Annotated in this window: 10 protein-coding genes; 3 read left to right on the top strand and 7 right to left on the bottom strand. The window is 66.4% G+C overall.

The annotated features are described in order from the left end of the window. The coding region (locus ACFV9T_RS42385) for a PepSY domain-containing protein (RefSeq protein WP_385449152.1) at positions 1-186 on the top strand (186 nt) is incomplete at its 5' end. A 97-nt stretch (positions 187-283) separates the two neighbouring features. Here the strand turns inward: ACFV9T_RS42385 and ACFV9T_RS42380 are convergent. Then, positions 284-550 carry a hypothetical protein gene (locus ACFV9T_RS42380; protein ID WP_385449149.1) on the bottom strand — a complete coding sequence of 89 codons (267 nt, stop codon included), beginning with the start codon at positions 548-550 and terminating at the stop codon, positions 284-286. Positions 551-1,073: 523 nt separating this feature from the next. Between ACFV9T_RS42380 and ACFV9T_RS42375 the strand changes: the two genes are divergently transcribed. Continuing rightward, entirely contained in the window at positions 1,074-1,475 is a 402-nt protein-coding gene (locus tag ACFV9T_RS42375; RefSeq protein WP_385449147.1) for a hypothetical protein, read from the top strand. A gap of 16 nt (positions 1,476-1,491) precedes the next feature. On the opposite strand, the gene ACFV9T_RS42370 is transcribed toward ACFV9T_RS42375, so the two are convergent. The 6 genes from ACFV9T_RS42370 to ACFV9T_RS42345 all read right to left on the bottom strand — a co-directional run bounded on the left by ACFV9T_RS42370 (position 1,492) and on the right by ACFV9T_RS42345 (position 5,375). Then, a complete protein-coding gene (locus ACFV9T_RS42370) occupies positions 1,492-2,109 on the bottom strand; it encodes a DUF6082 family protein (protein WP_385449144.1) in 618 nt (205 codons plus the stop codon). A 213-nt stretch (positions 2,110-2,322) separates the two neighbouring features. Continuing rightward, entirely contained in the window at positions 2,323-3,459 is a 1,137-nt protein-coding gene (gene tgmC / locus ACFV9T_RS42365; RefSeq protein WP_385449141.1) for an ATP-grasp peptide maturase system methyltransferase, read from the bottom strand. After that, a complete protein-coding gene (gene tgmB, locus ACFV9T_RS42360; RefSeq protein ID WP_385449139.1) occupies positions 3,449-4,420 on the bottom strand; it encodes an ATP-grasp ribosomal peptide maturase in 972 nt (323 codons plus the stop codon). Before tgmB ends, tgmC begins: the two co-directional genes overlap by 11 nt. Next, a complete protein-coding gene (tgmA, locus tag ACFV9T_RS42355; protein ID WP_385449138.1) occupies positions 4,417-4,665 on the bottom strand; it encodes a putative ATP-grasp-modified RiPP in 249 nt (82 codons plus the stop codon). The genes tgmB and tgmA overlap by 4 nt, the downstream gene beginning before the upstream one ends. 298 nt (positions 4,666-4,963) lie before the next feature. Beyond that, positions 4,964-5,134 carry a hypothetical protein gene (locus ACFV9T_RS42350; RefSeq protein ID WP_385449135.1) on the bottom strand — a complete coding sequence of 57 codons (171 nt, stop codon included), beginning with the start codon at positions 5,132-5,134 and terminating at the stop codon, positions 4,964-4,966. Between the two features lie 109 nt (positions 5,135-5,243). Next, positions 5,244-5,375 carry a hypothetical protein gene (locus ACFV9T_RS42345; RefSeq protein ID WP_385449132.1) on the bottom strand — a complete coding sequence of 44 codons (132 nt, stop codon included), beginning with the start codon at positions 5,373-5,375 and terminating at the stop codon, positions 5,244-5,246. A gap of 305 nt (positions 5,376-5,680) precedes the next feature. Here ACFV9T_RS42345 and ACFV9T_RS42340 point away from each other — a divergent pair, with 305 nt between their 5' ends. Continuing rightward, positions 5,681-7,027 carry a tetratricopeptide repeat protein gene (locus ACFV9T_RS42340; protein ID WP_385449130.1) on the top strand — a complete coding sequence of 449 codons (1,347 nt, stop codon included), beginning with the start codon at positions 5,681-5,683 and terminating at the stop codon, positions 7,025-7,027. The last annotated feature ends 232 nt before the right edge of the window (positions 7,028-7,259 follow it).

Genomic DNA, 7,259 nt, shown 5'->3' with positions numbered 1-7,259 from the left:
GGCACGTTGACCTCCTACGGCCTCGACGACACCGACCGCGCCAACTCCGCCGTCTACGAGATCGACGTCCTCGGTAAGGACCACAAGAGCCACGAAGTGACCATCGACGCCACCAACGGCAAGGTCCTGAACCAGCACATCGACCAGGACGACGACCAGAACGACAACGACGGCGACGACGACTGAACAGCACCCCTGAATACATTGACGCCTCCCGGGGATCCGATCGGATCCCCGGGAGGCGTCAGTGTCGCTGTTCAAACGGCAGACCTGCCAAACAGGCTCAGCAGGTCACGACCTTGTCGTAGTCGACCCACGGCTGCATGGACGAGAGCAGCTTGGTCTTGCCGGGCTTCACGGACGTGCAGGCCGAGTCGTACCCGTACTTGAAGACGCCCCTGAGCTTCTTCGTACCGGCGCAGTTGTTCTTGACGCGGAACGACTTGTACCCCTGGTCCTGCAGGGTCTTCTTGACCTTGACGCAGCCGGGAACGGCGCCCTGGGCACTAACGTCCCCAGCCGTCACCACCTGCGTCTGAGGGGCGGCCACAGCCGGCGTCCCCATCAATCCCAGAGAACCGCCGAGCGCCAGAACCGCAACGCCTGTCACAGCGAACTTACGCATACATCTACCTCCGCTCACAAATGAGTGAGGAGGGCGCCACCTTGGTCATGGATGGCGCATCCCCCGATGACCTAACATTCCTAACACACGTGATCAGACGTGCCCACAGATTTACTCCCGGAGCATGATCCACTCATGTCTTAAAATCCACTTGCTCATCACCCGGCGCGCGAGCGAGTGGCAAATGCGCACCGCTGTTGACCAGCGCGGGCTATGCGAAACCCATTACTCCGTATACCGCCGGACCAGATCTCAGCCAATCCGCTGCACGTTGGGACGCGGGCGAGCCCCCTCAGCTATAGGTCTAGTCCTTACGCCGACTGTGTTAAAGCGCGAACAAGCGCCAATAGCCGTGCCTCCGCTTACCGCGCATCCGTGATCTCGACAGCGGCGACTCCGCGCCGATAGCGCGGAATTCGGAGGCGCCGGTCCCGCGTGGGACCGGACGATGGCGCGCATGGTCGTCTTCCGCCGCCGCTGCCACGTCGAACTCACCGCACCCGTACGGGAGGTGCCGCTCCCCGACGCGGACAGCGCTCGGCCGCCGTGCACGCTGCCGGAGGACGAGGAATGCCCGCCACGCATGCGTCCGGGCACCTTCGCCTGCGATCCGCCGGAGGCCGGGGAGCAACACCCAGCGGCCCGCGCGAACCTGAACGGCATCGTCCTGGCCAAGGCCGATGTGCACGGCACCGAACTGACCTCCCTGCTCGGACGCCGAAACGGCTGCTGCGGCCTGGACGGCTGCGACGGCCCGAACCTCGTGTGCCTCGTCTGCACGGCCGAAGTGGCCACCGAGCGCTCGGACTGCTGGACCCCCAACAGGTCGCGCTCATCCCCGACGCGGTAGAGGCCATCGACATCGACTAGGGCCTGTCCGGCCGATCTTGGAACTCCATGACAGCAAGCGCCGGTCCTGCGGCTAGAGCAGCCTGGTAGCGCTCACCCACCAGGCGAACGAACACGCGGTCGCGGCGATCACCAGCCTCCATGGTGCGGCGCCAACCAAGCCCTTCACGTTCCCACTGTTCGCGCGCGATCTCACCGCGGAAGTGCCCGTCGAGTTTCACGGCGAGCTTCTCGACAGACAGGTGGCCGATACGAAAGCGTTGCAGCAACTCACCGAGAACGAGTGACGTGATCAGATGTTGTTGATGCCGCTTCAAGGTGACCGGTGCAGCGGGCGGTGACCATGCCTGGAGGAGATCCGGGTCGCTCAGCGCGAGTGTCGCGAGTTGGAGATGGCTGTCTCTAATGGCCTGCTCGTTGCTCGTATGACTTTGACGGGCCTGGTACAGGAGTGAGAGAGCCACTCCGGCCAGAGCAATGGCCGAGAGCACAACGGACACGGCCCCGTATGCCTGGCTGATGTCACTGAGCTTTCCCCAGTCGGTGTTCGCTGGAGCCAACGCAGCCAGCACGAACGGTGTGGAAGTGATCAGACCCAGCAGTCCAAGTCCGAGGAGGCCGTACACCAGGGCCATCTGTACTCTCCGCGTCCGTTGCGTCCTGCCTCTTCCGGTAGTCACGTGCCCCCTTAACCCCTGAATGCCGATTCGTTGACCAGGATGGAGTTGGCGTTGGTACCCGACAAGGGCGGGTACGGAATCCGGTCAATCACCTGCCGACGCTCCCTCAGTCACATGATCGACCGGGCAGCACACCTAGCCGCTGACGCTCGGTTCGGGTGACAACGGTCAGACGGGGAGTTGCCAGTTCGGCCCCTGGGGAGAGCCGATCCATACGGTCTGCAGGAAGGGGGTAGCGGTCATCCCGAACTGCGTCAGGTCCGGCGCCCCCGCATCCCGCCACACGAAGAGGGCCTGTTCCACTTGGTCCCAGAGGCGGAGCGGGCCGTGCTGGTGCACCCTCCATCCCTCGACATCGGGTTCCGTCCATGCCTGCGAGCCAGTCGCCACGTCGCGGAGGATGATGCCGGAGCGGGTGGTCATCAACTCGGCAGAGGGTGCGGCGAGCTGGGCGACGAACCGTCCCGCCCACTCCTCCAGGAGCCCGGGGTCCAGGCGGGTATGACGACAGTCGCCCTCCAGTCGGAAGAAGGACGGGGACGGGGGCCGCTCGTGGGGGCGGGCGAGCATATAGGTGATGGTGTCGCCGATGAACCGACCATGGGCGGTCCCCTCGTCATCGAGGACGAGACGGATCATCCCGGCGGCGAGCATCCAGCCGCAGATGGTGGTGGTGATCGATCCGCCGTCGTTCAGTTGCCAGAACCACGAGTGGGGGATGGATCGCACGGAGCAGGTGGCGATGATGGCGTCGTAGTCGGCGTGCTTCTTGCACCCTTGGAGGCCATCCCCCACCGCGAGCGTCGGCGCGCATCCGGCCTGCCGCAGGTGCGCGGCGGCTCTTGCCGCGAGAACGGCGTCGTACTCGATGCTGACGACGTTCCCCGCCCCGAGCCGGTGACACAGGACCGCGGTCGAGTAGCCGGTGCCGGTGCCCACTTCGAGGACCTTCTGACCGGGGCGGAGTTCTGCCACCTGGGCGGTTCGGACCACGAGGGAAGGGAGAGTTGCCGAGGACGTGGGGCTGCCGGAGACGGGGCCTGTGGCATCGGCGGCATCCTTCTCCCCGACCTGAGTGACCCACGTCTGGTCGGAGTAGACCATCCGCAGCCACTCGTCCTCCCCGACGTCGCCCCGGTATACGGGTTCCCATCCGGCGCTGGTGAGACGGAATGCGGCGGTGCCGAGGAACAGGTCGCGGGGGACCGCGGCGACGGCATCGCGCCATCCGGAGTCGAGGTTCGGATGGGCAGCGGCAACCTCCTCGGCCAGGGCCAGGCGGAGCGCGGCGAGGTCAGCGGGCACGGTGTTCTCCTGCGTGCTGGAGCTGGTCGGCGACGGCGGTGACGATCTTGCTGGTGATCGATTCAGGGAACCATGCATATTGGCCGTTGGGGTTGCACTCGTACAGCCAGATCCGGCCGTCCCCGTCCACGCCGAAATCGAAGGCTCCGAAGACGAGCCCAAAGGCTTCCAGGTACTGGCGCATGCTCTTGGCCAAGGTCGGCGGTGTATCGATGAGCGAGTACGACAGGGCGTCGTAGTGGCGTCGCCAGTCCAGGCCGGGCGAACCCTCGATCCGGACCGTGAAGACTTCCTCGCCCACGGCGGTCACCCGCAGATCAGCGACGGACTGCACACGTTTCTGGAACAGGTGCACGGTCTGGCTGACCCCGGCGTTCAGGTCAGCGGGATCGACTTCCTCGACCCATACGGTCAGAGCCCGGCCGTCGGGATTCTGGTAGTGCGTGCTGCGCAGTGGCTTGTAGATGACGGGGCCGTGGTCGCGGGCGAACTCCCTGGCCGAAGTCTCGTCGTTCGTGAGGAGAGTCGGCGGGATGTCGAAGCCGCAACGCGCTGCGGTGGCGAGCTGGGCGGGCTTGTGCTCGGCGTCCCGATTCCGCCATGGGTGGTTGACGTAATGCGCGCAGGGGAGGGAAGCGAGGACGCCCCCGAGACCGTAGCGAGCCTCTTCCCGGCACCAGTGGGCGTCCCGCTTGTCCAGCCCGGGTGGAGCCGCGTAGGGGCGCGGTCGGCGCCAGTACACGGATCGAACCCGGTCAAGGTCGGTGACCCGGGTCCGGGTCCCAGCGATTCCCCACAACCCGGCGTTGTCCAGTCGGGCCGCGAGGGAGATGTCCGTGGGGAAATCTCCCGGATCCAGGCGTACGACGGGAACCCGGCGCCGGTTCAGTACCTCGGTGACCGAATCGGCGGTGACGTCCTCCACCTGCGACACCACGAGGACGGGCGCGGCCGGAGTCAATCCGTATCGCCTTCCTGGTCGCTGCCTTCGTCCGGATTACCGTCCAGACTTGTCTTGCTCTGGGTCTCCTTGTTCGTCTCGGACCTTTTGTGCTTGCCGGTGAAGGGCACGCCCAGGCCGTCGGACCCGCCCCATCGACCCGTCTGGGTCACCGGGTCGAGCACGGCCCGCGCAGCGGGAAGGACCACTGCCTCGGGGTAGGGCCTCATGCGCGTCAGACCCCACGGCACTGCTACCACGCTCATTTCTGCCTCCGGTTGCTGCTGATTTTCGGCGCACACGGTGTCGGCTCACTCGCACGCGTTGGTGGAGGGCGTTCGGTCAGTCCACCAGCTGACTCGGGACAGCGGAGGTGCTCGGGGTCCGTCGTCCACTCCTGTCCGCCCTTCGCGGGGCGGAGGAACGCGACGAGCGGGCCCGGCATCCCGTGCTCGAAGACGAGTTCGTTGATGTGACAGATGGCCTGCAGAACACCGACCCACCCCGTGGCGGCGTCGTAAGCGTCCTGGCCTGGCCGCAGGCCCTTGTACGGCGTCGACTCGGTCACGTCGGCAGCCCCCAACGCGCCATCGCATGCGGTGCTTCGTGGGTGGGGTGCCGACGGCGCAGCAGTTCGTAGTCGGCCGCCACCCGGTAGTTCCGGGCCTGTCTCGCCTGCTCGCGTAGCTCGGCACACCTCTGGCACTCCGCGCAGGGCGGGGATTCCTCGGTCATGCTCCAGTCCCCCGCCCGAGGTGCTTGTCGATCTTCTTCTTCAGGGCTTCCGCACGCTGGTCCAACTCCTTCGGAGTGGGCCGCTCCGGCGGAGGCGGTGCGTCCGCGCTCACCGCGCCGCTTCCAGCGCTCGGTGCTCCTCGTACCGGACGATGTAGAGCGGCACGGGTTCGGTGTCCCACACGATGGGGAACCGGTCGGCGACCGGGATGCGCGGGAGCGAAAGCGTCGGAGGGTCCACGGCGCAGACAGTCACCGACAAGCGGGGTCGGGCAGCCGGTACGGGAGTACGTTCCGGGGCAGCGGCTGCCTCGTGGGGGCCCGGGGCGGGCAACACCAGCCGTAGCCCCCATTCGAGGATCCGGGCGATAGCCTTCTTCACGTTGACGCTCCATTTCAGCGTTGGCCACGCCCCCGGACCGGTCGCACGGTCGCGGGGGTCTCTTCTCGCTCTAGGCAACCGGTCCACTACGCAGCGCGGTACTGTGGCGACCGCAGCAGGTTTCAAAAGCTTCAAAAGCTCTGCGGTTGTGGAGGGTTGAGGTCATGGGGAACCGGACGCCGAACGAGGACCTTGAGCGGCTGTTCCGCGAGACAGGGTGGACGCTCCGCCAGTTCGCCCAAGCGGTGAACCGCGTCGGTACGGAGTACGGGACCCCGACTGCACACACCCCCCAGACCGTTCACACCTGGCTCAAGGGGCACGCCCCGAACGAGAAACGACACGTGCTGATCCTCGAAGCGCTGGCCCGCAGGCTGCACCGGCCGATCACCCATGCGGACGCCGGATTCTCGTCACTCGCCCTGGAGTCGAACGCTCGCCCGAGTACCGTGGAAGGGCTGGTCGACCTCGGGAGGCAGGATATGGACCCTTCTCGTCGCAGCGTTCTTGGCGTGAGCCTCTTTTCTGTCGCGATGACCGTGCCCGACTGGCCCGACGCGGTCGGTCGCATGGAGAGCGCCCGGAGCGATCAGACGCAGCGCATCGGAATGAGCGACGTCGACACGGTCATCGCCATGACCGAGCGGCTGTCCGAGCTGGACGACCAATTCGGCGGTCGGCATGCGCGCCCTATGGCCGCCGCCTTTCTCGTCAACACGGTCACGCCATACCTCGGGGCAGATGCCCCGGAGCCGGTTCGGAAGGCGATGATGTCGGCCGCGTCCGACCTCTGCTATCTGACGGGCTATATGGCCGTGGACGAAGGGCATCATGGGCTTGCGCAGCAGTATTACCTCAAGGCGTTGGAATTAGCCGCAGCTGCGGACGACCACTCGACCTATTGCACGACGCTGCGTGGCATGAGCGTGCAGGCCGTCGATCTGGGGCACGGCAAACACGCGATGCGACTCGCTGACGCCGCTGCCGCCGCGTCGCCGCAGGCAGGGCCCCGGATGAGGGCGTTTCTGGCGGGCCAACAGGCGCATGCGGCGGCCCAGATCGGTGACCGCGCCGACGCCTTGCGGTATCTCGCGGAGGCTGAATCGGCCATGGAGAAGGCCGAATCCCGAGAGAAGGCGTTCGGTTCTTACGACCCGTCGTCATTGAGTTACCACACGAGCCAAGTGCGTTACGAATTGGGCGATGTGCGGGGATCGATCGACGCCATGATGCAGGCGGACGCACTTCGCGCCAGCGTCTATCGGCGCGGGAGGGTTCGCCAGCGCGCCACACTTGCGGAACGCCAATTGCACATCGGCCACCTGGAAGCAGCCTGCGCGACCTGGCATCAGACCCTGGATGACTACCCGTTGGTGCAGTCGGGGCGCGCGGATCAACGCATGGCGGCCATGTTGCGTCTGATCCGGCCCCACCTGAAAAACCAGGCCGCGCGCGAACTCCACGAGCGCGCCCGCACGGTCGTTCCGGCCTCGCTGCGCGTCCTAACCTGAAGAGGGCTTCAGGATTTCAGGCTGGCTTCAGGTGCGGTTCGGCAACGTAGTGGGTGTCGGAAGGGCGCGCGAGAGAGCCCCGCCGACGGAACGCACCACGCGATACGAACCGGAGGAACCGTCACCATGAAGGCCAACGCCAAGCGCACCCTCACCCCCCGCGCCATCGTCCTCGGCACGGCCGCCGCCATCGCCCTCATCGGCAGCACGGGCGCGGCGACCGCCTTCGCCG

It is taken from the genome of Streptomyces sp. NPDC059850, assembly GCF_042731515.1.
Classification (GTDB): domain Bacteria; phylum Actinomycetota; class Actinomycetes; order Streptomycetales; family Streptomycetaceae; genus Streptomyces.
Note: the sequence above shows the minus strand (reverse complement) of the source record. Positions and strands in the feature narration are given on the sequence as shown.